Annotated in this window: 21 protein-coding genes and 2 riboswitches; of the genes, 14 read left to right on the plus strand and 7 right to left on the minus strand. The window is 67.2% G+C overall.

The window, feature by feature from the left end; translation table 11 throughout:
• Nucleotides 1–68: 68 nt before the first annotated feature.
• Nucleotides 69–1,406 carry a hypothetical protein gene (locus B0B01_RS01705; protein WP_076646708.1) on the minus strand — a complete coding sequence of 446 codons (1,338 nt, stop codon included), beginning with the start codon at nt 1,404–1,406 and terminating at the stop codon, nt 69–71.
• Between the two features lie 32 nt (nt 1,407–1,438).
• On the minus strand, nt 1,439–3,028 hold the full coding sequence (locus B0B01_RS01710) for a S8 family peptidase (RefSeq protein WP_076646710.1): 1,590 nt from the start codon (nt 3,026–3,028) through the stop codon (nt 1,439–1,441).
• Nucleotides 3,029–3,403: 375 nt separating this feature from the next.
• Here B0B01_RS01710 and B0B01_RS01715 point away from each other — a divergent pair, with 375 nt between their 5' ends.
• Nucleotides 3,404–4,069, plus strand: a complete 666-nt coding sequence (locus B0B01_RS01715) for a trimeric intracellular cation channel family protein (RefSeq protein WP_076646712.1) — start codon at nt 3,404–3,406, stop codon at nt 4,067–4,069.
• A gap of 44 nt (nt 4,070–4,113) precedes the next feature.
• On the opposite strand, the gene B0B01_RS01720 is transcribed toward B0B01_RS01715, so the two are convergent.
• A complete protein-coding gene (locus B0B01_RS01720) occupies nt 4,114–5,007 on the minus strand; it encodes a LysR family transcriptional regulator (RefSeq protein WP_076646714.1) in 894 nt (297 codons plus the stop codon).
• A 137-nt stretch (nt 5,008–5,144) separates the two neighbouring features.
• On the opposite strand from B0B01_RS01720, the gene dctP reads away from it, so the two are divergent.
• The 12 genes from dctP (at nt 5,145) to truA (ending at nt 15,261) form a co-directional block, all read left to right on the plus strand.
• Nucleotides 5,145–6,155, plus strand: a complete 1,011-nt coding sequence (dctP, locus tag B0B01_RS01725; RefSeq protein WP_076646716.1) for a TRAP transporter substrate-binding protein DctP — start codon at nt 5,145–5,147, stop codon at nt 6,153–6,155.
• Between the two features lie 70 nt (nt 6,156–6,225).
• On the plus strand, nt 6,226–6,834 hold the full coding sequence (locus B0B01_RS01730) for a TRAP transporter small permease (protein WP_076646718.1): 609 nt from the start codon (nt 6,226–6,228) through the stop codon (nt 6,832–6,834).
• Nucleotides 6,831–8,111 carry a TRAP transporter large permease gene (locus B0B01_RS01735; protein ID WP_076646720.1) on the plus strand — a complete coding sequence of 427 codons (1,281 nt, stop codon included), beginning with the start codon at nt 6,831–6,833 and terminating at the stop codon, nt 8,109–8,111. The genes B0B01_RS01730 and B0B01_RS01735 overlap by 4 nt, the downstream gene beginning before the upstream one ends.
• A 39-nt stretch (nt 8,112–8,150) precedes the next feature.
• Nucleotides 8,151–9,116: an agmatinase gene (gene speB / locus B0B01_RS01740; RefSeq protein ID WP_076649988.1), complete on the plus strand. Its 966-nt coding sequence runs from the start codon at nt 8,151–8,153 to the stop codon at nt 9,114–9,116.
• 170 nt (nt 9,117–9,286) lie between these two features.
• Nucleotides 9,287–9,805, plus strand: coding sequence for a hypothetical protein (locus tag B0B01_RS01745; RefSeq protein ID WP_076646722.1), 519 nt, complete (start codon nt 9,287–9,289; stop codon nt 9,803–9,805).
• 233 nt (nt 9,806–10,038) lie between these two features.
• The gene (locus B0B01_RS01750; protein WP_076646724.1) at nt 10,039–10,662 is read left to right on the plus strand and encodes a hypothetical protein; all 624 of its coding nucleotides are present in this window, start codon (nt 10,039–10,041) and stop codon (nt 10,660–10,662) included.
• A 64-nt stretch (nt 10,663–10,726) separates the two neighbouring features.
• Complete coding sequence (locus tag B0B01_RS01755; RefSeq protein ID WP_076646726.1) at nt 10,727–11,194, plus strand: carboxymuconolactone decarboxylase family protein; 468 nt, start codon at nt 10,727–10,729, stop codon at nt 11,192–11,194.
• A 79-nt stretch (nt 11,195–11,273) separates the two neighbouring features.
• Nucleotides 11,274–11,888: a glutathione S-transferase N-terminal domain-containing protein gene (locus tag B0B01_RS01760; RefSeq protein ID WP_076646728.1), complete on the plus strand. Its 615-nt coding sequence runs from the start codon at nt 11,274–11,276 to the stop codon at nt 11,886–11,888.
• 81 nt (nt 11,889–11,969) lie between these two features.
• Nucleotides 11,970–13,514 carry an FAD-dependent oxidoreductase gene (locus B0B01_RS01765; RefSeq protein ID WP_076646730.1) on the plus strand — a complete coding sequence of 515 codons (1,545 nt, stop codon included), beginning with the start codon at nt 11,970–11,972 and terminating at the stop codon, nt 13,512–13,514.
• Complete coding sequence (locus B0B01_RS01770) at nt 13,511–13,951, plus strand: CopD family copper resistance protein (RefSeq protein WP_076646732.1); 441 nt, start codon at nt 13,511–13,513, stop codon at nt 13,949–13,951. Before B0B01_RS01765 ends, B0B01_RS01770 begins: the two co-directional genes overlap by 4 nt.
• 51 nt (nt 13,952–14,002) lie before the next feature.
• On the plus strand, nt 14,003–14,419 hold the full coding sequence (locus B0B01_RS01775) for a DUF1284 domain-containing protein (RefSeq protein WP_076646734.1): 417 nt from the start codon (nt 14,003–14,005) through the stop codon (nt 14,417–14,419).
• A gap of 74 nt (nt 14,420–14,493) precedes the next feature.
• Nucleotides 14,494–15,261, plus strand: coding sequence for a tRNA pseudouridine(38-40) synthase TruA (truA, locus tag B0B01_RS01780; RefSeq protein WP_076646736.1), 768 nt, complete (start codon nt 14,494–14,496; stop codon nt 15,259–15,261).
• Between the two features lie 39 nt (nt 15,262–15,300).
• On the opposite strand, the gene gcvP is transcribed toward truA, so the two are convergent.
• From gcvP to gcvT, 3 genes are all read right to left on the minus strand, one after another.
• The gene (gene gcvP, locus B0B01_RS01785; RefSeq protein WP_076646738.1) at nt 15,301–18,150 is read right to left on the minus strand and encodes an aminomethyl-transferring glycine dehydrogenase; all 2,850 of its coding nucleotides are present in this window, start codon (nt 18,148–18,150) and stop codon (nt 15,301–15,303) included.
• A gap of 184 nt (nt 18,151–18,334) precedes the next feature.
• A complete protein-coding gene (gcvH, locus tag B0B01_RS01790; RefSeq protein ID WP_076646741.1) occupies nt 18,335–18,694 on the minus strand; it encodes a glycine cleavage system protein GcvH in 360 nt (119 codons plus the stop codon).
• 30 nt (nt 18,695–18,724) lie between these two features.
• Nucleotides 18,725–19,840, minus strand: coding sequence for a glycine cleavage system aminomethyltransferase GcvT (gene gcvT / locus B0B01_RS01795; RefSeq protein WP_076646743.1), 1,116 nt, complete (start codon nt 19,838–19,840; stop codon nt 18,725–18,727).
• Nucleotides 19,841–19,947: 107 nt separating this feature from the next.
• Nucleotides 19,948–20,008, minus strand: a riboswitch (glycine riboswitch).
• A 3-nt stretch (nt 20,009–20,011) separates the two neighbouring features.
• Nucleotides 20,012–20,099: riboswitch (glycine riboswitch) on the minus strand.
• Nucleotides 20,100–20,292: 193 nt separating this feature from the next.
• Between gcvT and B0B01_RS01800 the strand changes: the two genes are divergently transcribed.
• A complete protein-coding gene (locus B0B01_RS01800; protein ID WP_076649989.1) occupies nt 20,293–21,183 on the plus strand; it encodes a fructose bisphosphate aldolase in 891 nt (296 codons plus the stop codon).
• A gap of 102 nt (nt 21,184–21,285) precedes the next feature.
• On the opposite strand, the gene B0B01_RS01805 is transcribed toward B0B01_RS01800, so the two are convergent.
• Nucleotides 21,286–21,765 carry a bacterioferritin gene (locus B0B01_RS01805; RefSeq protein WP_076646745.1) on the minus strand — a complete coding sequence of 160 codons (480 nt, stop codon included), beginning with the start codon at nt 21,763–21,765 and terminating at the stop codon, nt 21,286–21,288.
• Between the last annotated feature and the right edge of the window lie 75 nt (nt 21,766–21,840).

The raw sequence follows: 21,840 nt of genomic DNA on the forward strand, positions 1-21,840 counted from the left end.
ATCATTCATCCGCCGCAAGGGAAAGCCCCATCCGCCATGGTGGGTCCGGGCGGGCGCGGGTTTCGGTGTCACGTGGCGGTCATCACCGCCGCAAGCAGCCGCCCGGTCGCGGCATTCGCGACATTTCCATGCGCATCCGGGCCGCCGGGGACGGCAACGATGTCGCGGTCGGCAAGATAGTTGTTCACCCGCCCCGACACAGGCCCGCCGCCCCCGGCGCCGGGAAAGCCGGCGTGGCGTTGTGCCGCCACATGCTGCGCACCGTTCGCACCCATGGCGCCGTATGGATCGCCCGCATCGCCGACCGCAAGCGTGCGGTCGCCCGAGAGGCGCGAGGCCAGCGCGTAATAAAGCGTGCAGGCGCGGTCGTTATGGGTATGGGTGATGGCGATCGGCCCCTTGATGCGCTGCTCGGCGATCACATTGGCGAAGGCGCCGGCCCCGGCGGGCGAACTGGCCGCAAGCCCGTTGTGCGAAAACGCGGCCTGCAGCAGGGTCAGGCTCTGGGGGCGCAGGTGCTGGAGCCGCGAGGCGCAGGCGGTCACGAGTCGCCCGCCAAAGCTGTGCCCGGCAAGATGCAGCCGCTTGTCGCGCAGGAAGGGCTGCGGATCGAGATATTGCGCCAGCATCTGCCCGATGTTCCCGGCGCGGATCTTCATCGGGAAATAGGTGAACTGGTTGAGCAGCCGGGCAATGGTTGCGCGCGGCCCGGCCAGGAATGTGCCCCCGCCGCCGCGCCCCAGCGCCCCGCCGTTCCCGTCGGCGCGCCCGGCCGGACCGGCCAGCGGCTGCGCGCTCGCATGCCAGAGCTGCATCGGGTCGGCCTCGGCGGCGCGACGGATGGCGGCGCACTCGCCCGTGATCTCGGGATCGTCCGGCTGTCCTGCCTCTTCGGCGATCGCCGCCATGCGCTCGAACATCTCCTGCACCAGGGCCGTGCCGGATACGCGCCCCGGATCCCGTGCCGCCGCGCGGGCAAGCCGGCGCAGGCGCAGGTTCGCATTCCCCGGAAGCGCGGCCCGGATCGCCTGCTCGAAGCGGCGTTCATCCAGATCCTGCGGCGCCCCGCCGCCGCCCGCGGCGGCAAGCGCTCCGGTGTCCAGCACCGCCTCGAGCGCGGCGCCGTCGAAATCGGTCGGATATTTCACCGCAGGCCAGGACACACCGGCCACGACGAAGGGGCGCGATGCCGGCAGATGCGGCAGGCAATGGCGCCAGAGCGAGCGATAAAGGCGCAGGGCATGGCTGTGTTCGTTCTTCCAGCCGTGCGAGAGAATCAGCAGATCGCGCGCGCCCTCCTGCTCCATCAGGGCATGGATCGCCCGCAGCGGCTCGATCCCGCCGGTAAGGTGGCCGGATTCGTCGAATGTCAGCCAGACGAAAGGGGTCTTTCCAAGTTCACTCATGACGTTTCACTCCTTGCCGCACCACGGTCGCCTCAGATGGACTGAAGGGCGCGCATCAGGTCGGCCAGCCCCGCGCCCTGAAAGGTCGGCGCGCGGCCAAGGTCGGTCGCGCTGTCCAGCAGAATCCGCTTGATCCGCTCGGGTTGGCCGATGAATTCGCGCCGGATCGACATCAGGGCCGCAATCATGCCCGATACATGCGGCGCGGCCATGCTGGTGCCGGACAGTTCCCGGAAACGGGCGATGGTTGCATCCGACCCCGGCGCGCAGGACACGATCCGCTCGCCCGGTGCCAGAATGTCGGGCTTCAGCCGCCCGTCGATGGTCGGACCCTTGGCCGAGAAATAGGACACGCCATATTCATGCGGCTGGTCGCGATGGGTCGAGCCGACCGTGATCGCGAGTTCGGCATTGCCGGGGTCGGAAATGGTCGAGGCATGGGTGCTCGAATGAAACCGGCTGCGCTCGTCGCTGACAAAGCCGAAGCCCGAGTTTCCCGCCGCCACCACCACGACCACGCCCGAGCGCACCAGCCGGTTCACCTCCTTGCAGATCGGGCTCTGCCCCGCCGCGAACCAGTCCTGCCGGAAGGGATAGCCGAGGCTCAGGTTGAGCCCGTGGATGCGCAGGTTGCGGCCGTATTCGTTCTTCTGCTGCACATAGCCGATGGCGGCGATCACCGCGCTGGTCTGGCCGCTGCCCTGATCCGGCAGCACCTTGAGGCTCATGATCCGCGCAAGCGGTGCGACCCCCTGGATCAGGTCGGGCGGCGCCGCGAGCTGGTCGGTCTGGGGCCGGCCGGCCTCGTCGGCGGCGGCGGTCTCGATCTCGATCGCGCGGACCGTGCCCGGCCGGTCCGGTTCGCCTGCGACGCGGGTTTCCCCGGCGATGATCCCGGCCACGTGGGTGCCGTGGCCGTCGCTGTCGGTCAGCGCCGCAGCGGCCGAATCCGCCGCCGAGGCGTGGCTTTCATCGGTGAAGTCGAAATGGCCAAGCTGCGCCGGCAGGTCGAGCGTGCCATGGGTCGCGAAATGCGGATGGCTGCCCTGGATCCCGGAATCCGCGACCGCCCAGACGATGTTTTCCCCGCGCGCGCCAAAGGCGATCTGCGCGGCGTCGCATTTCACCGTTCGGAACGACCGATAGACGGTGCTGTCGCAGGGCTGATCCAGCCAGATCTTGTAGATCGGCGTGGTGCGGTCCCGCTGACAGGCGCGCGCGATCTGGCGGATCGTGCGTCGCGTGAGCCATCCGAACAGATAGGCTTCGGTAAAGCCCGAGGTCATGAGGTTCAGCCGGTCGCTGCGCGCAAAGGCGGCCCCCGTCCACGGCTCGCTGCCCTGCGCCAGCGCCAGCAGTTCGCGGGTCGTGTCCGGGCGGTCCGCCGGCTCGGCCTCGGCGGCGCGGGCGGGATCGTTCAGATAGGCGGCGACCAGCGCGGCGCGGGCAAAGCGCGAGCCGCCGGGCCAGGCATTGTTCATCTCGATCATGACCGGAAGGCGGCTGTCGCGGCCCGCAAGCCTGCGCTCGCCGTCCAGAACCTCGCGCAGATCGCGCGCGATGCAGCTGTGCTGCAGAACCTGGTTCGGGTCGAACCGGTCGGGGGTGGGTTTGCGGACCATGGTTGCCTCGGCGGGTGCCCTTCCTGCAAACGGCCCGGCCCGGGTGGCGGGAGGGGCCGTCAAGACGCTTGCGGCGCATCGCGGATACGCCCCGCGGCCGGGATCCGGTGCCACCTTGCGGACCGGCACCGGCAGGCGGCCCGCCACCCGCCGGATCATGCCGGAAACACGGGTGGAACAGGGTTGCAAAGGCCGGTATTCATTGGATGATCCGGCAGGCCCGGAATTTTGTCAACTCTTTCGAAATCACCGGCCGGACGGTTTTCGGACACGGGGCCGCCGCGATCCGGCCGCAACGGCGGCGCCTGGACGCCGACCCCGGCCGGCCGCTCGGGACCGGAACCACCGGCGCGATCCGCCGCAGAGGAGCGATCCATGTATGACCTGTTGTCCTCGGTGCTCGATCTCGGTGGCACCTTCGTCTTTGCGATCAGCGGCGGCGTGGCCGCGGTGCGGCGGCGGATGGACGTGTTCGGTGTGCTGGTGCTGGCCTTCGTCGCCGGCAATACCGGCGGCATCACCCGTGACCTTCTGATCGGCGCCACGCCACCGGCGGCGATCTCGACCTGGCACTATGTGGCGATGTCGGTGCTTGCCGGGCTGCTCGTCTTCCTGTGGTGTCCGCCGATCGCCCGGCTGCAGCACCCGGTGCAGTGGTTCGATGCGCTGGGCCTGGCCTTCTTTGCCGTTGCCGGCACGGAAAAGGCGCTCGATTTCGGGCTGAGCCCGGTCATGGCGGCGCTGCTCGGCATGGTGACCGGCATCGGTGGCGGCATGTTGCGGGACGTGCTGGCCAATGACATCCCCGTGGTCCTGCGGTCGGATTTCTATGCGCTGGCGGCGCTTGCCGGGGCGGCGGTGGTGGCGGGGGGCCATGCGGCGGGGGTTCCCCCGCTCCTGCCGGCGGCACTTGGCGCGACGCTCTGTTTCGCGCTGCGTTTCGGCGCGATCCGCTACGGCTGGCACCTGCCGACCGGGCGCTGGCCCCGCAACGGCCGCGTCTCGGACCGCTCGCGCGACCACCCGGACAACAAGCGCTGAGCGGCACCACGGGCCCGAGGATAACGGTCGCCCGCGCGCCGGGCCTAGCCGAGCGCGGCGAGCATGTCCTTCGAGAATTTCTGCACCACCTTCGACGGCTCCGGCTGCCGGCGCAGCGCCAGCCAGAACTGCGAATCCCAGCCGAGCCCGGCCACGCGAAGCTCGCGCATTTCGCCGCGCCCGACCCAGGTGCGGGCGAAATGCATCGGCAGGAAACCGAGGAACCGCCCGCTGCGGATCAGGATCGCCTGCGCCTCCATGTTCGAAACGGTGGCGCCGATCTGGGCATCCGGCAGGTTCGCGAATTCGGTATTGCGCAGATAGCCGCGCACCGAAAGCACATGGCCGCGCAACACCTCGGCCGTCACCTCTCCGGCCGGCAGGTCGAACAGCGGATGATCGCGCCCGCAATAGAGCGCGTGGCGCTCGGAATAGATCGGCTGATAGCTGATGTTGGGCTGGCGGTCGTGGAACGGCCCGATGGCGACGTGGATGTCCCCGGTCTGCAGCCCCTTGGCGAGGATCTCGGGGGCTGCCACCTCGAGGCTGATATGCACCTCGTGTTCGCGGTCGAGAAATCGCGCGATGGCGGCGTGAACCGGCAGATCCGGGTTGTCGCCCTCGCTGTCGACGATGCCGACCCGCAAATTGCCGCTCAAGACCCGGCGCAGGGCGTCGAGATTGGCCTCGCAGCTTTCGACCGAGGCCAGCAGGCGGCGCGCCTCGTGATAGACCTCCTGCCCCTTGCGGGTCACGGCGAAGCCGCCCCGTCCGCGCCGGCATAGCTGGAAGCCGAGCACATGTTCAAGGTCGCGCACATGAGTCGAGATGACCGATGCCCCTGCCCCGATCACCGCCTGCGCCGCACCGAATCCGCCGTGTTCGACGACGGCGCAGAAGGTGCGAAGATTCCTGATTGTATAGTCGCTGATCCGCATGGTTGGTAAGATTACTTCAAAATCTCCGAAACAGACATGTTGTTTTCGTGCTGTTCCTGCCCCTTCCGGTTACGTTAATGACTTGCGATCATGCAGCGGCCTTCATCGGGCAGTTGTGCAAAAAGGGGGAGAAAGACATGAAACAACCATATTTCTGGAAAGCTGCGCTCGGCACCATTGCGGGGGTCATGCTGGCCACGCCGGTTCTGGCCGAACAGTGGAAGTTCGCGATCGAGGAAATCCCGGGCTCGATCATGGACAGCTACGCGCAGGAGTTCAAGCAGCGCATCGAGAGCGCGACCGACGGCGAAGTGACCGTCACGATCTATCCGCTGGGCTCGCTCGGAACGCCGACCGAAGTGGCCGAACAGACCGCCGACGGCATCGTGCAGTTCTCGAACCTCTCGGTCGGCAACCTCGGCACGCTGGTGCCCGAAAGCCAGATCCTGCTGACGCCCTACGCGTTCCCCTCGGACACGGCCGAAGTGGACCGCATCCTCCAGAGCAGCGAGACGCTGAACGGCGACCTCGCCGCCGCCTTCGAGACCAAGGGGCTGAAGCTCGGTGCGCTCTACAGCGGGGGGGCGATGGTCTGGACCACCAAGAAGCCCGTGCACAAGCCCGAGGATCTGCGCAACTTCAAGATGCGGGTGATGGTGTCGCCCCTGCTGCTGAAGGCCTATGAGGATCTCGGCGCGAGCCCGACCCCGGTGCCCTTCGGCGAGGTCTATGGCGCGCTGCAGCTCGGCCAGGTGGACGGCCAGGTGAACCCGCTGTCGGCGATCGAGGAAATGAAGTTCTACGAGGTCTCGAACTACCTGATCTGGGCCGGCGAATCCGACCTCATCACCGCCGTTCTGATCAGCGACGACTGGTTCCAGACGCAGTCGGCCGAGCGCCAGGAACTGATCGAGGAAACGCTGCGCGAGACGAACGAATATATCGGCCCGATCGCCGCCCGCTTCAACGACGAGCGGCTCGACAAGATCAAGGAGGCCAAGCCCGACATCGAACTGATCGAGCTTGACGAGGACGAGCGCGCCGCCTTCCGCGAACGCGCCGAGGCCACCAAGGCCGCGATCGGGCAGGTGGTCAGCCAGAGTGCCGCCGACATGTTCGAGAAGCTGCAGGCCGAGATCGGGCAGTGATGCAATCCGCCCCCGGGGACCGGCGGTGCCGGTTTCCGGGGGCATGTTCCCGCAGCAGGAAGACCACGCCATGACCAAGCGGCCATCGCCCTTCATGCATGTCCTGAATCGGGTCGATACCGGCCTTTCGTGGATCGAGGCCTTCATCGTCGCCACCTCCATGCTGGTGATCGCAATCAACACGATCGCCAATGTGATCAGCCGTTACGTGCTGTCGCACAGCCTCTATTTCTCCGAAGAGCTGAACGAGATCTTCATGGTCACGGTCACCTTCGTCGGGCTTGGCTATGTGACGCGCAAGGGGCGCCATATCCGCATGTCGGCGATCTACGACATGGTGCCCGAGGCGGCGCGGCGCTACCTCATGGCCTTCATCGCCCTGTCCACGGCGGCGGTGATGTTCCTGCTGGCCTGGGAGGCCTGGGAATACGTCGCCAAGGTCGCCGCGCGCGGCCGGGTCACGCCGGCGATGCAGGTGCCGCTCTGGATCACCTATATCGGCGTCGTGGTCGGGCTGGTCCTGACCGGCATCCAGTATCTGGCGACCGTCTGGGTCAACCTCACGCGGCGGGAATCGGTCTGGATCTCGCATGAGGAGACCGACGCCTATGACGACCCCGAACTGATCACGCTGCTGGAACTGCAGGAAGAGCACGACAAGAGGGAGACGACGCCATGACCTGGGTTCTGGTGAGCGTGATGTGCCTGCTTCTCGTGGCGGGCTATCCGATGATGATGCCGCTGCTCGGAGCGACTCTGGTCGCATTCCTGATCTATTTCCCCGAACTCAGCATGCAGCAGATCATCCAGCAGATGATCGGCGGGGTGAAGCCCTCGGCGCTGGTGGCGGTGCCGATGTTCATCCTTGCCGCCGACATCATCACCCGCGGCCATTCCGCCGAACGGCTGGTGGATCTGGTGCTGCGCTTCATGGGCCATGTGCGCGGCGGGCTGGCGATTTCGGTCACCTCGGCCTGCGCGCTGTTCGGCGCGGTCTGCGGCTCGACCCAGGCGACGGTGGTCGCGGTCGGCGGGCCGATGCGCCCGCGCATGCTGCGGGCCGGCTATCGCGACGATTTCACCATGGGGCTGATCGTCAATGCCGCCGACCTTGCCTATCTGATCCCGCCCTCGATCAGCATGATCATCTACGGCGTGCTCTCGGGCACCTCGATCGCCGAGCTGTTCATCGCCGGGATCGGGCCGGGGCTCATCATCGTGGTGCTGTTCTCGGCCTGGTGCTGGTTCGTCGCCTGGCGCCAGCAGATCCCCGTCATGCCCCGCGCCAGCTGGGGCGAGCGGCTGGCGGCGACGCGCCGCGCCCTCTGGCCGCTCGGCTTTCCGGTGCTGGTCGTGGGCGGCATCTACGGCGGGATCTTCAGCCCGACCGAGGCCGCGGCCATCTGCGTGTTCTATGCGGTGATCCTGGAACTGGTGGTGTTCCGCTCGATCAAGCTGCGCGATCTCTGGGACGTGGCGCTCGGTACCGGGGTCATGACCTCGATCATCTTCATCCTGATCGCGGCCGGCGCGGCGTTTTCCTGGATCATCTCCTTCGCGCAACTGCCGCAAGACATCATCGCCGGGCTCGGCCTTGCCGATGCGAGCGTGTGGAAGGTGCTGCTGGCGGTCAACATCGCCTTCTTCCTCGGCTGCATGTTCGTCGATTCCGTGGTCGTGATGCTGATCCTCGTGCCGATCTTTTCGCCGCTGATCGCCGCCGCCGGGCTCGATCCGGTGCTGGTCGGGGTGATCGTGACGCTGCAGGTCGCCATCGGCGCGGCAACGCCGCCATTCGGGGTCAACCTGTTCACCGCCGTCGCCGTGTTCCAGCGCCCGTTCATCGAGGTGGTGCGCGGGGTGCCGGTGTTCCTGCTGATCCTGCTCGGGGTCACGGTGCTGACCATGGTATTCCCCGACATCGCCCTGCTGCTGCGCGACCTCGCCTTCCGCTGAGCCCAGAATTCAAGAAACCCGCAAGGAGACATGATTGCCATGGACAAATCTTCCCACGGCTATGAGGGCGGCCGCCTGAACCTGCCCTTCGTCGGCATCTCGACCTTCGCCAAGCGCCCCTATGTCGAGGACTGGAGCAGGATCGACGCCGATGTGGCGGTGCTGGGCGCGCCTTTCGACTTCGGCACCCAGTTCCGCGCCGGCGCCCGCTTCGGGCCGCGCGGGGTGCGCGAGGCCTCGACGCTGTTCAGCTTCGGCCATGCCGGCGCCTATGACCACGAGGACGACTGCACCTATCTGCCCGAATCGGTGCGCATCGTCGATATCGGCGATGCCGACATCGTGCATACCGACACCACGGCGAGCCACGCCAACATCCGCAAGGGGGTCGAGGCGATCCTCGCCGCCAAGGCGTTCCCGGTGGTGATCGGGGGCGACCATTCGATCAACATCCCCTGTATCGAGGCATTCGAGGGCCAGGGCGACATCCATATCCTGCAGATCGACGCCCATCTCGATTTCGTGGACGAGCGTCACGGCGTGCGCGTCGGCCACGGCAGCCCGCTGCGCCGCGCGGCCGAGAAATCCTATGTGACCGGCATGACGCAGGTCGGCATCCGCAACGTCTCCTCCACCGCGCGCGAGGGCTACGAGGCCGCGCGCAGGATGGGCTCCGACATCCTGTCGGTGCGGCAGATGCGCAAGCTGGGCGCCGAGGGCGTGATCGACCGCATCCCCCAGGGCGCGCGGGTCTATGTCACGCTCGACATCGACGGCTTCTGCCCCTCGATCGCGCCGGGCACCGGCACGCCGAGCCACGGCGGGTTCCTCTATTACGAGGTGCTCGAGATGCTTCAGGCGCTGGCACGGCGTCACGAGGTCGTCGGCATCGACCTGGTCGAGGTCGCTCCGGCCTATGACTCGGGTGAGATCACGTCGATCCTCGCGGCGCAGGTGCTGCTGAATTTCCTCGGTTTCGTATTCCACGAGCGCCAGAAGGGCTGAACCCGCACCCGACGCCGCGTTTCGTGGAACGCCCCGGCCCCGTCGCGGGCCGGGGCGGATTGTTGCCCGTCACCGACCGGCCGGAACCGGAGCGCCACTCCGAACGTTGCAATGGCATCGTTCCCCGGGGCAACATCCATCATCCCCCAACCAGTATCGGAGCCAGCACCATGCGCCTTACACCCAAGCGTCTTGCTTCCGCCACTTCTCTTGCCGCCGCGCTTTGTATTCTCGGCGCGGCCGCCCATGCCGACGACGACGATTACGGCGCCTACATGTTCAAGGGCACCTGCGACGCCTATGCCGCGAACACGGTCGTGAAGGACGTGGGCGACCTTGAACTCGAGGATGACGGTGATACCGAGGAATGGAGCCGCGTCGCGCCCGACGGGGCGGCCATGCCCGATGATCTGCGCGCCGAGGACGAATCGACCAGCCGGATCACCGCCGATGACCTCGCTGCCGGTGGATTCGCGCTTGCCGTCACCCGCCAGGACGAACCCGACGCGCCGCTCGTCGCCTGCGGCGAGTTCCCGCAGGGTATCACCCTGCCCTATGTCGGCGATCTGGCCGAAGTGGACGGCTCGGGCGTGGCCGGGCGCGTCGCGATCGAAGAGCGCGGGAACGGCGTCAGGATCACGACCACGGCGTTTGCCAAGGACGCGGTGCCGCCCCTGCCGCAGGAGTGACCGCACCCGCCCGCACATGCGGGCGCGAAGCCACAAGCTGCCGCTGGTCGGAGGACCGCCGGCCCCTTTTTCATTGCGCGACCATGAAAGCACAGCCGGCAGCGACAGGGTGTCGCTGCGCTTTCACATTGTGCGCCTTCGGTTGGCCGGACAAAGGCCATATAATCGCCCGGGTATTCTGAGTCGCATCGCGCCCGCGCCGCCTGACGCGATGCGCCGGCCGGAGGTTCGCGATGTCGTTTCCCGCCTTTTTCGCCGCCGCGCCGACGATCACCCTGCAGGATCCGCTGGCGGCCTTCCTCGGGATCGGGGACGGGCACATCACCTATTCCTACGGGGATGCGGTCAAGCTGGCCGGACATTCCTGCCCGACGGTCGCGGGGGCTTATCTCGCGCTCTGCCAGGGGTTGCGCGCGCTTTACGGCGCGGACACGCCCGAGCGCGGCGCGATCGAAGTGGCGCTGCCCGAGGCGCCGGATGCGGGGGTGGCCGGGGTCATCGCTTCGGTCGCGACGCTGCTCACGGGGGCAGCCGGGGAAACCGGGTTCGGCGGGATCGGCCCGCAGCGCATGTTTTCGCGGCGCGACCTGCTGCGTTTCGGTGTCGCGCTCGAGGGCACGCTCGGGCTCAGGCGCCGTGACAGCGGGCGCGGTGTGAGCGTGACTTTCGACACTTCCGCAGTGCCGCCGGCGCCGCAGATGCAGCGCCTCCTGCCGCTGGTTCTCTCCGGGCGCGCGAGCCCCGGGCAGCGGGCGGAATTCGGCGCGCTCTGGCAGGAGCGCGTGGCCGCGATGCTGACCACCCATGCCGGGGATCCGGCGCTGGTGCAGCTGCGCGACTGGCCGGCCCCGGGCTGACCCGATCCGGCCCCGGCGCGGGGTTGCCCCGTTTCCGCCGATCCACCCCCATCGGACAAGTCCCATGAAACCCAGACTGGACTATTTCCCCAAGGCCCCCGACCAGATGAAGGGGCTGCTGGCGTTCAACCGGTCGGTCGAGGACAGCGGGCTTGAACGCGGCCTGCTGCATCTGGTCAAGCTGCGTGCATCCCAGATCAACGGCTGTTCGTTCTGCGTGGACATGCACAGCCGCGAGGCGCGCGAGGACGGCGAGACCGAGCAGCGCCTCCATCTGGTCGCCGCCTGGCGCGAATCGCCGCTGTTCACCCCGCGTGAGCGCGCCGCCCTTGCCTGGACCGAGGCCGTCACGCGGATTTCCGAGGGCGGTGTGCCGGATGACCTTTTCGCCGCGACGCGCGAGCATTTCCCGGATGCGGAACTGGTCCGGCTGACGATGGCGGTGTCGGTGATCAATGTCTGGAACCGCCTCAGCGTCTCGTTCCGCGCGATCCACCCGGTGGCGGAGCAGCCGAGCGGGAGGGCGGAGTGAACCGCGAGGGGCGGCCTCGCTTGGCGGCGGTTGCGCGCTACATGTCCGGCATGGATGCAGCAACGACGAGGACAAGAAAGTGAAACTCTATTACATGCCCGGCGCCTGTTCGCTCGCGAGCCATATCACGCTCGAATGGGTCGGAGAGCCCTATGAAACCGTGCGGATCGCCCATGACCGGCTGAAGTCGCCCGAATATCTCGCAATCAATCCGCTCGGTGCGGTGCCGGCGCTCGAACTCCTTGACGGGACGGTGCTGACGCAGAACGCATCGGTGCTGGCCTATCTGGCCGACCGTCACCCGGAGGCCGGGCTCGAAGGCGACGGCACGCCGCAATCCCGCGCCGAGGTGCACCGCTGGTTCGGCATGCTGAATTCGGACATGCACCCGGCGTTCAAGCCGTTTTTCGGCAGCACCGCCTATCTGGGCGACGAGGCGGTGATCGAAAAGACGAAGGACAACGCCCGCGAGCGGCTGGTCTTCCTGTTCGGACTCGTGAATGACGCGCTTTACCACCGCGACTGGATCGCCGGGCATCGGTCGATTGCGGATCCCTATCTTTTCGTCATGACCCGCTGGGCCCATGATCAGGGTATCGACGTCTCGGACCTCGGCGAACTCGCGCGCCACCACCAAACCATGAACGAGGACGCGACGGTGATGAAGGTGCTGAAGGACGAGGGCCTCGCCTGATCCTGCGCCGCACCCTGCACCGCCCGGACCTGTGGGCGGTGCGGCCAGCCGAACAACCGAGGACGTGACAGGAGAATCGACATGGCGACGGGAAACACCAAACCGACCGGTCCCGACCTGACGGCGGGCGTGAGCATATCCGATTTCGATGCCCGCGGCATGCTGGAGGGGCACGTGGACAAGAAGCCGGTTCTCCTGCTGCAGCGCGATGATGGCATCATCGCCATCGATTCCCGCTGCAGCCATTACCATGCGCCGCTAAAGGAGGGGCTCGTGGTCGGGGACACGCTGAACTGTCCCTGGCACCACGCCTGTTTCAGCCTGCGCACCGGAGAGGCGCTCGGCGCCCCGGCACTGAGCCCGCTGTCGCTCTGGAAGGTCGAGGAAAGCAACGGGCGCATCTTCGTTTCCGAAAAACTGCCCAAAACCCGCGAAATTCCGGTCGAACTTGCGGATGGGCCCGGGCGCATCGTGATCATCGGCGGCGGCGCGGCCGGGTTTGCGGCAGCGCAGCGGCTTCGCGATCTGGGCCATGAGGGGTCGCTCACCCTGCTGAGCGCCGAAGAGGATCTGCCGCTCGACCGTCCGAACCTGTCCAAGGATTATCTGAGCGGCGATGCCCCCGAAGCCTGGATGCCGCTGCGCAAGCAGACCTATTACGACAACAAGGCCATCGACCTGCGGCTTTCGACCGAAGTGACCGGGATCGACGTGGCGGCAGGCGAGGTCCGGCTGGGCGACGGCACGAGCCTCGGCTATGACCGGCTTCTGCTCGCCACGGGGGCCGAACCGGTGCGCCTGCCGGTTCCGGGGATGGATCTGCCGCATGTGCACACGCTGCGCTCGATCCGCGACTGCCGTGCCATCATTGACCAGTTGCCGGGCAAACAGCGCGCGGTGGTGATCGGCGCCGGGTTCATCGGGCTCGAGGTCGCCGCATCGCTTCTGAAACGCGGGCTCGAGGTGCATGTGGTCGCCCCCGACAGGCGCCCGCTCGAACGGGTGCTGGGCGCGGAGCTTGGCGATTACATCCGTTCGCTGCATGAAAGGCACGGGGTGATCTTCCATCTTGAAAACACCGTGACCGGCGTGACCGACGGCGCCGTGCAACTGGAAAGCGGCGGCACCCTGCCCGCGGATCTGGTCATCGCCGGGGTCGGGGTGCGCCCGCGCACGCAACTGGCCGAGACGGCCGGAATCCGGGTCGGGAACGGCATCAAGGTGGATCGCTTCCTTGAAACCAGCGCACCCGGCATATTCGCCGCGGGTGACGCCGCCCGCTGGCCGGATGCCGCGAGCGGCAGCGACATCCGGGTCGAACACTGGCAGGTCGCACAGCGCCAGGGCCAGAGTGCCGCCGCGAACATGCTGGGCCTTGCGCGCCCGCATCACGACATCCCCTTCTTCTGGAGCGAACATTACGACGTGCAGATAAATTATGTCGGCCACGCCACCGACTGGGACGAGATCGACATCGACGGCGACATCTCCGCCCGCGACTGCGCCGTGCGCTTCAGGAAGGACGGGCGCGTGCTCGCCATGGCCAGCATCGGGCGCGATCTTGAAAACCTTTGCTGCGCCGCCGGGATGGAGCGCGCGATCATGGGACAGGACAGCCGGGGATGAGCTATTTCGTTCTGGTGACGCTGCATCTTCTTGCCGCGATCTTTTTCGTCGGGACGGTGTTCTTCGAGGTCGTGATCCTTGAATCCCTGCGCGAGCCGCTCGGGCGCGACACCATGCGGCGGGTCGAGGTCGCGATCGGAAAGCGGGCGCGGCGCGTGATGCCCTTTGTCATCATCGTGCTTTATACCGCCGGCATCGGCATGGCCTGGCAATACCGCGCCTCGCTGGCTAACCCTTTCGCCAGCAGCTTCGGCACGCTGCTTTCGCTCAAGATCCTGCTCGCGCTCAGCGTGCTTGCGCATTTCATCACCGCGATCACGCTCGGGCCGCGGGGCAAGCTGCGTTCGCGCCATTTCAAGATGATCCACATAAGCGTCTTTATCCACGTGGTGCTGATCGTGTTCCTTGCCAAGGCGATGTTCCATGTCACCTGGTGAGGGGCGGCCCGGCCTTCGTGTCCCGCCGCGGCGGCGCGGGGAAGGCACCGCATGACGGTCCGGCTTCGTCCCCATCACCTGCTCTGCATGCTGACCTTTTCGGGCCACGGCTATACGCCGGCGTTCACCGCCAACATGCGGGCGATCATGGACCGGCTCGGCAAGGGCGAAGGGATCGTGATCGTCGCCGGCCCCGATGACATCTGCGCGCCGCTGCTGTCGGAACCGGCCCCGCATTGTCACGACGAGGACGTCACCGCGCGCGACCAGGTAGCCGCGCAGGAGGCCGGGGCGCTGCTCGCGGTCACGGTCCGGCCGGGCACGCGGCTTGCGTTGACGCCGGCGCAGATCCGGGAATTGCGCGAGGGCTTTGCCGAGGGGCGGATCCGCACGGGCTGCGCCGGTTGCCAGTGGGAAGACCTCTGCACCGGCGTCGCGGCCGGCAGCTATGCCGGGGCGCAGCTTTGACTCCGCGACCGCCAGGCATCTGCGCCCTGGCGTTGCCCCTTGCGCAGACCGGGGCCGCGCGCTAGGCGCCCCTCATGCCGCGCTATGCTCTCAAGGTCGAATATCAGGGCGCACCCTTCGCCGGGTGGCAGCGCCAGAAGGATCAGCCCTCGGTGCAGGAGGCGATCGAGACCGCGCTTGCCCGGCTCGAGCCGCGCGAACACCGGATCAATGCCGCCGGGCGCACCGATGCGGGGGTGCATGCGCTGGCCCAGGTCGCCCATTGCGACCTGATGCGCGACTGGGATCCATTCCGCCTCATGGAGGCGCTGAACCACCATCTGAAGCCGCTGCCGGTCGCGGTGCTGGACTGCGCGCCGGTTGCGGATGACTGGCATGCGCGGTTCTCGGCGCGGGAGCGGCGCTATCTGTTCCGCGTCCTGCCGCGGCGCGCACCCGCGACGTTCGCGCGCGGGCAGGTCTGGCAGATCGGCCATGCGCTCGACATCGGGGCCATGCGCGAAGGGGCCCGCCATCTGATCGGGCATCACGATTTCACCACCTTCCGCGCCTCGATCTGTCAGGCGGCGAGCCCGGTCAAGACGCTCGACGAGATCACCATCACACAGGTCGAGGGGCTTTCGGGCGCGGAAATCCACTTCCGCCTGCGGGCGCGGTCCTTCCTGCACAATCAGGTGCGCAGTATTGTGGGCACGCTCGAGCGGGTCGGCGCGGGAGCGTGGGAGCCGGATGCCGTGCGCCGCGCGCTCATCGCATGTGAGCGCGCGGCCTGCGGACCAGTGGCGCCGCCGGACGGGCTGTATCTGGCGGGGGTCGCCTATCCCGACGACCCCTTTGCCTGATACAGGCCCCCCGGCCCGGCCCGGCCCCGGCGCCGGCGCCTATTCGGCGGCTTCGGCATAGGCCTCCATCGGCGGGCAGGTGCACATCAGGTTGCGGTCGCCCCAGGCATTGTCCACCCGGTTCACCGGCGGCCAGTATTTATCCACCCCGAAGGAGCCCGGCGGGAAACAGCCCTCGCGCCGGGAATAGGGGCGGTCCCAGTCCTCCATGAGGTCGGCCATGGTGTGCGGCGCGTTCCTGAGCGGGTTGTTCTCGCGGTCCATCTCGCCGGTCTCGATGGCGCGGATTTCCTCGCGGATTGCCAGCATCGCCTCGCAGAAACGGTCGAGTTCCAGCTTGGTCTCGCTCTCGGTCGGCTCGATCATCAGCGTCCCGGCGACCGGCCAGCTCATGGTCGGGGCGTGGAAGCCCGCATCCACAAGGCGCTTGGCGATGTCATCGACGCTCACCCCCGCGCTTTCCGCAAAGGGACGCGTGTCGATGATGCATTCATGCGCAACGCGCCCGGTGGTGCCCCGGTAAAGCACGTCATAGGCGCCCTGGAGCCGGTCCGCGATGTAGTTCGCGTTCAGGATCGCGACCTTGGACGCCTGCGTCAGCCCCTGCCCGCCCATCATCAGGCAATAGGCCCAGGAGATGGTGAGAATCAGCGCGCTGCCATAGGGCGCGGCCGATACCGGCCCCTCTTCACCGCCGGTGGCCGGATGTCCCGGAAGACAGGGGACGAGGTGCTTCTTGACCCCGATCGGCCCCATGCCCGGCCCGCCGCCACCGTGAGGAATGGCAAAGGTCTTGTGCAGGTTCAGGTGGCTCACATCGCCGCCCAGATCGCCCGGCCGGCCAAGCCCGACCATGGCGTTCATGTTGGCGCCGTCGATATAGACCTGCCCGCCGTGCTGGTGGGTGATCGCGCTCACCTCGTGCACGGTTTCCTCGAACACGCCGTGGGTGCTCGGATAGGTGATCATGCAGGCAGCAAGGTTTTCCGAATGTTTCTCGGCCTTTGCGCGGAAATCCTCAAGGTCGATGTCACCGTTGTCGGCGGTCTTGACCGCGACCACCTTCCAGCCGACCATGCGCGCGCTCGCCGGGTTCGTGCCATGGGCCGAATTCGGGATGAGGCAGACATTGCGGTGCCCCTCGCCGTTGTTGCGATGCCATGCGGCGATGGTCAGCAGCCCGGCAAGCTCGCCCTGCGCGCCGGAATTCGGCTGCATCGAAAACGCATCATACCCCGTGATGGCGCAGAGCTTGGCCGACAGATCGGTGACGAGTTCATGATAGCCGCCGGCCTGCTCCGCCGGGGCGAAGGGGTGCATGTGGGCAAAGGCATGCATGGTGATCGGCATCATCTCGGCGGCGGCGTTCAGCTTCATGGTGCAGGAGCCGAGCGGAATCATCGCCCGGTCGAGCGCCAGATCCCGGTCGGCGAGCCGGCGCATGTAGCGCGTCATCTCGGTCTCGGCCCGGTTCATGTGAAAGATCGGGTGGGTGAGATAGTCGCTCGTGCGCAGAAGCTGCTCGGGAAAGCGGTATTCGGGGGTGAAATCGTCGTCGCGGCGGATGATGCCGAAGGCGCGCCAGGCGTCCTCGATGTCGTCGCGCCGGGTGCTTTCATCCAGCGTGATGCCGATCCGGGTCCTGCCGACGCGGCGGAAGTTGATCCCCTCGTCCAGTGCGGATTTCATCAGCGTCGCCTGCAGCGGCCCGACATCGACGGTGATCGTGTCGAAGAACGTGTCCGGTTCGACGCGGAAGCCCGCCTCTTCCAGCCCGCGCGCAAGACGCACGGCCTTGCGGTGGATGCGCTGGGCGATGGCCTTGAGCCCCTCGGGCCCGTGGAACACCGCATACATGCCCGCCATCACCGCCAGCAGGGCCTGTGCCGTGCAGACGTTGCTGGTGGCCTTTTCGCGGCGGATATGCTGTTCGCGCGTCTGCAGCGCAAGCCGGTAGGCGCGGTTGCCGCGGGCGTCGATCGACACACCGACGATTCGCCCCGGCATGGCGCGGGCGTGTTCCTCGCGCGTCGCCATATAGGCGGCATGGGGACCGCCATAGCCCATGGGGATGCCGAATCGCTGGGTGCTGCCCACGGCGATGTCGGCCCCCATGGCGCCGGGTTCCTTGAGCAGGGTGAGCGCCATCGGATCGGCGGCGATCACGCCGATGGCCTTCGCCTCGTGCAGGGCGGCGATCGGCTCGGTGAAATCATGCAGGTGGCCGTAGGTGCCCGGATACTGGAAGATCGCGCCGAACACCGCCGCCGCATCCATCTGCGCCGGGTCGGCCACGATCACCTCGATCCCGAGCGGCGCGGCGCGGGTCTCGATCACGGCGATGGTCTGCGGGTGGCAGTGGTGGTCAACAAAAAACGCCGTCGCCTTCGATTTCGCGATGCGCTGCGCCATGGCCATGGCCTCGGCCGCGGCGGTGGCTTCGTCCAGCAGCGAGGCATTGGCGATCTCGAGCCCGGTCAGGTCGCTCACCATGGTCTGGAAATTCAGCAGCGCCTCGAGCCGCCCCTGGCTGATCTCGGGCTGGTAGGGCGTATAGGCCGTGTACCAGGCCGAGTTCTCCAGGATATTGCGCTGGATCGCGGGCGGCGTCACCGTCCCGTGATAGCCCTGCCCGATCATGCTGGTCAGCACGTCGTTCCTGGCCGCGACCTCGCGCATGTAATGGAGCAGTTCCCGCTCGGACTTGGCCTTGCCGAAATCGAGCGGCTCGGTCTGGCGGATGGCGGCGGGGATGGTCTCGTCGATCAGCGCATCCAGCGTCGGCGCGCCCACGGTCTCGAGCATCTCGGCCATTTCCTCGGGCGAGGGGCCGATGTGGCGCCGGTTGGCGAAATCATAGGGCCGGTAATCGGTCGGTTTGAACGGCATGGTCTTCCCTGCTCTTTCTACAACTGCCGGAGAGCGCGGCAGCGGCGTGAACCATGCCGCCCTGTCCGGCCATGCCCCGGCCGGGTGGCGGGGGCGGGTTGCGACCCCTGCGCCCGCTCCATGCAAGGAAGGCGGATGCAGGGGCCCCGAAGTCACGTCCGGTCGGGATGCCGCCGGCACGACTTCAGGAGATGAAATCCTTGTACGCGGCCTCGTCCATGTAATCCTCCATGGGGGACAGGTCGCTGGGCCGGATCTTGAAGAACCAGGCCTCGCCCTGGGCATCTTCGTTGACCAGGCCCGGGTTCTCGGCCAGCGCCTCGTTCACCTCGACGATCTCGCCGTCCAGCGGCGACATGATCTCGCTGGCGGCCTTGACGGACTCGATCACCACGACTTCGTCCTCGCGCGCCACTTCGGTGTCGACCTCGGGCAATTCGACGAACACCACATCGCCAAGCTGCTCGGCCGCATGTTCGGTGATCCCCACGACGATGAGATCGCCCTCTTCCAGCAGCCATTCATGTTCTTCGGTAAATTTCATGATCTCTTTCCTGGACTCTCTGTTCCGGTGTCAACGCTTGTGTCCTGCCGCGACGAATGGCAGGGGCACGACCTCGACCGGCAGCCGCCGGCCGCGCAGATCGCCGTAAAGACGGGTGCCGGGGCTGGCAAGATCGGCCGGCACGTAACCCATGGCGATCGCTGCGCCCACGCTCGGGCCGAAGCCGCCCGAGGTGATCCGCCCGACGGCGGTGTCGCTGTTTTCATCCGCATGAAGCGGCACGCCCCCGCGCATCGGGGCCCGCCCCTCGGGGCGCAACCCGACGCGTCTGCGCGCGGGGCCGCGTTCAAGATCGGAGAGCACCGCCTCGGCCCCGGGAAAGCCGCCCTCGCGCGCTCCGCCCCGGCGGCGGACCCCGGGAATGGCCCAGCCGAGCCCGGCCTCGCCCGGGCGGGTGGTCTCGTCGATGTCGTTGCCGTACAGGCAGAGCCCGGCCTCGAGCCGCAGCGAATCGCGCGCCCCGAGCCCGGCCAGCTCCACCGCCTCGTGCTCCAGCAGGCGGCGCGCGAAAGCCTCGGTCGCCCCGGCGGGAAGCGAAATCTCGTACCCGTCCTCGCCGGTATAGCCCGAGCGCGTGACCCAGGCCTCGACCCCGTCGAGCGTGAGGGTGCGGATGTCCATGAATCGCATCCCCGCGGCATCGGGGTCAAAAGCCGCGAGCACCAGTTCCGCCAGCGGCCCCTGCAGCGCCAGAAGCCCGCGGTCGGTCACCTCCCGCACCTTTACAGCGGGTTCGAGCGCCGCCTTGAGCCGTGCGATATCGGCCCGCTTGCAGGCGGCATTCACCACCAGGAACAGGTGATCGCCGCGGTTCGCGAACATCAGGTCGTCAAGGATGCCGCCATCAGAACTGGTAAAAAACCCGTAACGCTGCCGCCCCTCGGGCAGGCCGAGCACGTCCGAGGGCATCTGCGTCTCGAGCGCCGCCGCCGCGCCCTCGCCGGACAGGATCACCTGCCCCATGTGGCTGACGTCAAAAAGGCTCGCGGCCTGCCGCGTATGCAGGTGTTCGGCCATGATGCCGGATTTGTATTGCACCGGCAGGCTGTAGCCGGTGAAGTCCACCATCTTGCCGCCGCGTTCCTCATGCAGGGCATGAAGCGGCGTCTGCTGCAGCGCGCTCATACGCCCGGACTCCGGGAGCGGCGGAAATGGCGGAAAATCAGCATAGCGCTGGTCATCATTCAGGCACCTCGTTTCAGACGCGCAACTTGCGCTTCGACACGGTGCCCCCCTGTCCTTTTGCCTGAGATCGTTAATCCCTTCGGCGGGCGCTCGCGCCTCTCTCCAGAGTTCTGTCCGCATGCGGTCCGGTGGCCTGAGAGTTTCCGGGGCATTGCTCCTTCGGCATCGGGTTTGATCCCGATTCTCCCGCATGCGGTCGTATACATAACAGCCGTCCGCGCCGCTGTGAAGCCCCTGCGACACCGGCGCCGCCCTGTCGCGCGGGCCGGCCGGGCGGCTTCGCGGCGTGATGCCGATTGCGCCCCGGGCACCCCTTGCCTATGCAGTGGGTCGGCATGTTCGTTTGACGGCGCGTGCTCATCTATCACGAGGACAGCGAGGAGATCGGAACCATGGATCGCAAACAGGCGGAACAGATGCGCAGCGGCAAGGGATTCATCGCCGCGCTCGACCAGAGCGGAGGCTCGACCCCCAAGGCGCTCGCGCTCTACGGCATTCCCGAATCGGCCTATTCGGATGATGCGGAAATGTTCGCCCTGGTGCATGCGATGCGCAGCCGGATCGTCAAATCCCCGGCCTTCCGGGGCGACCGGGTGATCGGCGCGATCCTGTTCGAGAACACCATGGACCGCGAGATCGACGGCCGCCCGAGCGCGGATTTCCTCTGGCAGGAGCGCGGCGTCGTTCCCTTCCTCAAGGTGGACAAGGGGCTTGCCGACACAACCGACGGCATGCGCCTGATGAAGCCCATGCCGGGGCTCGACGCGCTGCTGGAGCGCGCGGCAAAGGGCGGAATCTTCGGCACCAAGATGCGCTCGGTGATCGACGCGGCCGATACACGCGGGATCGCGGCCAATGTTGCCCAGCAGTTCGAGGTCGGGCAGCAGATCCTCGACCACGGGCTGGTGCCGATCATCGAGCCCGAAGTGACCATCTCGATCCCCGACAAGGCCGAGGCCGAGGCCATCCTGCGCGACGAGATCGCGGCACGGCTCGACAAGCTGCCCGAGGGGGTGGAGGTGATGCTGAAGCTCACGCTTCCCGAGGTTGCGAACCATTACCGGCCGCTGGTCGATCATCCGCGCGTGATGCGGGTCGTGGCGCTTTCGGGCGGCTACAGCCGGCACGAGGCGAACCAGCGGCTGGCGCAGAACGGCGGCATCATCGCAAGCTTCTCGCGGGCCCTGACCGAGGGGCTTTCGGCCGACCAGTCCGAAGCCGAATTCGACCGCGTCCTTTCCGAAGCGATCGACAGCATCTACACGGCCTCCTGCGCCGGCTGATCCCTTCCCGGCCCCGGGCGCGGACCAAGCCGGAACGGCGCGCCCCCGGGCGAGGCGGGCTTCGGGCGGATCACCCGATTTCACCCGTGGCGCGCGCATGGGTCACTCGGCCTCGCCGCTCATGTACTTGGCCATGAAGGTCGGCTCGCCCAGCCGGTCGAGCAGGTCGAGCTGCTGGTCGAGCCAGTCCCAGTGCCCCTCCTCGTCGGTGATGATGCTTTCGAACAGCAGGCTCGTGCCGATGTCGTCGGCCTCGCGGGCGCTGCGCGCGGCCTTGGTGTAAAAGGCGATCGTGTCCTTTTCGTCCTTGCGGTCGGTTTCGAACATGTCTTTGAGGTTCTTTGCGGGCCGCGGGTTCTTCTGCGGCTCCATCACCGGCTCGCCGCGCAGGAACAGGATACGGTCGATGAATTTGCCGGCATGGCCGAGTTCCTCGTTCATCTCCTCGTGCATCCGCCCGGACAGGCGATCGAGCCCCCAGTCGTCCAGCACATGCGCATGAAGCAGATACTGGGTCGCGGCCGAAAGCTCCATCGACAGGGCGGTTTGCAGGTTGGAGAGGCTTTCCTTGTTGTCGCTCATCGGATGCTCCTTGCAGCAGCTTGTGACTTGTCACTGTGGAACTAAGGCGGGTGCGCCGCTTGGCAAGCCCGGGCC

It is taken from the genome of Pontibaca methylaminivorans (genome assembly GCF_900156525.1).
GTDB lineage: Bacteria > Pseudomonadota > Alphaproteobacteria > Rhodobacterales > Rhodobacteraceae > Pontibaca > Pontibaca methylaminivorans.